Genomic DNA, 2,027 nt, shown 5'->3' on the forward strand with positions numbered 1-2,027 from the left:
CCCGCACCGGTGAGGTCCGCTGGACGGCACCGACCGGCCACACCTACACCAACCCACCCCACACCCCCACCACCTAACCCCCGGCAGCAACAGCCGGGCTCACCGGGCCAGCCCCTCCGCCACCGCGCGGACGGGCCCACACCCATGCCCGGAACCCCGCAAGACCAGCAACACCCGAAACCCCAACAGGCGTGCACCGCAGAGCAGCCCCGCCAGCAGCGGTCGCGAGAAAGCCCTCGGTGGAGGCGGCGCTTCTCCATGGCCTTCACAGCACCCGGAGCCAGATCGCGAAACCAAGCCCGCCCACCGGTGAGACAGGATTGGAATTTGCGACGCCTCGCCCCGCCAAGGCCCACCAAAACCGCGCGACCCCTGACCAGCCACCAGCCACAGACGGCCGGCCTGCGGCCGCCGTCACAGCTCGGAGTAGCTCCAGCCGCCACGCCGAACCCCACCCTCAAACCTCGCCCCCAGCCCGCGCCTTGGAACTTCTAGCTCGTTCTTTGTCTACCGTCCGCGTCATGAGGCCGGGGATGGACGGTTGGTTCTGTTCGCGAGTGCCGACAGCGGTTGTAGCGTTTCGGGCAGCGCTCGATCCCGGCCGCGCTCGATGTTCGCGAGAACCGGCAGCACCCGGTGGTCGGCACGTCAGTCGGGCAGGGGTGGTCAACGTGTCCCGGCGTGCGGAAGGCCCCGCCGGAGCGGGGCCTTCGCTGTGCGGTCAGGCGAGGCGACCGAGAAGCAGGTCGAGGGCCTCCAGCAGACTTAGTTCACGTCCACGTAGTCACCAGAGGAGTTGCTGGCGCCGCTCGTGGTGTTGCCGCTGTAGCGCCAGCGCCATGTGCCGTCCTGGGAGGCGGTCACCGTGGTCTTCAGGTAGCCGGTACTGCTGGCGGTTACCGACTTGACCGTGGTGTAGGTGCTGGAACCGGCGGGCTTGAACTGCAGCTTCACCAGTCGGCCGCCGTAGTTGTCGTAGCGGTGCAGGCTCCAGTTGGCGCGCTGCACGGTGCCGGTGACGGTGATCGGCTTGCCCTTGGTGACCGGCTCTGGGGAGGCGTTCATGTTCCGGATGCGCGTGGCACGCTGGAGGCGGACCGTCGCGGAGAGCAGGTCGTCGTCGTAACTGCCGTTCTTCTTGATGGCCGTGCCGACGCTCTTCCAGGCGGTGGCGTCGCTGTTGACGAGCTTGTTGCCATTGCCGCCCGGCATGTTGTCGGGGTCGATGGTCATCGTCTCGTCGCAGTCGTGGAAGGTGTAGCCGCCCGCGGAGGACCGCCCGCAGCCCCACCTGGTCGTGATCCCCGCAAGCGTGTACTCGTTGGTTCCGTAAGTGCCTCGGTAGGCCTTGACCCACCAGGAGTCGAGCGTCACGTTGGTCTTGACGGTGTACGTCAACGGAGCCTCGACCTCGGCGCTGATGCCGACGACGATGGGCTTGCCGTTGTTGAACACGACGTTCGAGAACGAGATGTCGCTGTCGGCGGCGTGCGCGCTCGGCGCCGTGAGCCCCACACCCGCCAGCGCCATGCCTCCGGCCACCGCTGCGGCGGCCGCGCGCCGCGCAGCCGAGGGTCTGTGCCGCTGCGGAGCAGCAGCCGATATCGAAGTGATCAATCCCCACCCCTGAGTCGAGTGTCTGCGCGGCGGGGTCAACTGCCCACCGCGGGAACTCTAGATCATCCGGGCGGCCGGTCTCTCCTCCTCAGGCGGCGGCCGCCGCACGCCGGGTGGTGGCGATGGTCCGAACCCACCCACGCGCGCGTCGTCGTACAGGACGATGGCCTGACCGGGGACGACGCCTCGGACCGGCTCGGTGAACGTCATCGGGGAGTTCAGGCGTCGCCGGCAGATCAGTGCGCATCCGACGACGAGGAAGGCGCAGTCGACCCCGTCGCGGCAGCCCACGACAGCCGCCCACGACCGCTACCACCGACAGCCCGCCACGACGGCGGGACAGCCGAAAAACCCAGGCGCGCGTGTGCCTCCCTCAGCCACCCACCGGCACCAGCCACGCCATCGCATTT

At 68.7% G+C, this 2,027-nt stretch carries 1 protein-coding gene and 1 pseudogene; both read right to left on the reverse strand.

Features of this window, described 5'->3' with window-relative positions; translation table 11 throughout:
- Window positions 1-765: 765 nt before the first annotated feature.
- Complete coding sequence (locus IF83_RS0129360; protein ID WP_037682031.1) at window positions 766-1,530, reverse strand: hypothetical protein; 765 nt, start codon at window positions 1,528-1,530, stop codon at window positions 766-768.
- 175 nt (window positions 1,531-1,705) lie between these two features.
- Window positions 1,706-1,827 (reverse strand): annotated as a pseudogene (locus IF83_RS35200) (aminomethyltransferase beta-barrel domain-containing protein); the annotation flags it as partial.
- Window positions 1,828-2,027 lie beyond the last annotated feature (200 nt).

Origin of the sequence: Streptomyces albus subsp. albus (assembly GCF_000719865.1) — a bacterium.
Lineage (GTDB): Bacteria > Actinomycetota > Actinomycetes > Streptomycetales > Streptomycetaceae > Streptomyces > Streptomyces albus_E.

What these genes read in the sequence shown, in the direction of transcription:
- IF83_RS0129360 (WP_037682031.1), bottom strand. Translation starts at nt 1,530, where the DNA reads ATGGCGCTGGCGGGTGTGGGGCTCACGGCGCCGAGCGCGCACGCCGCC.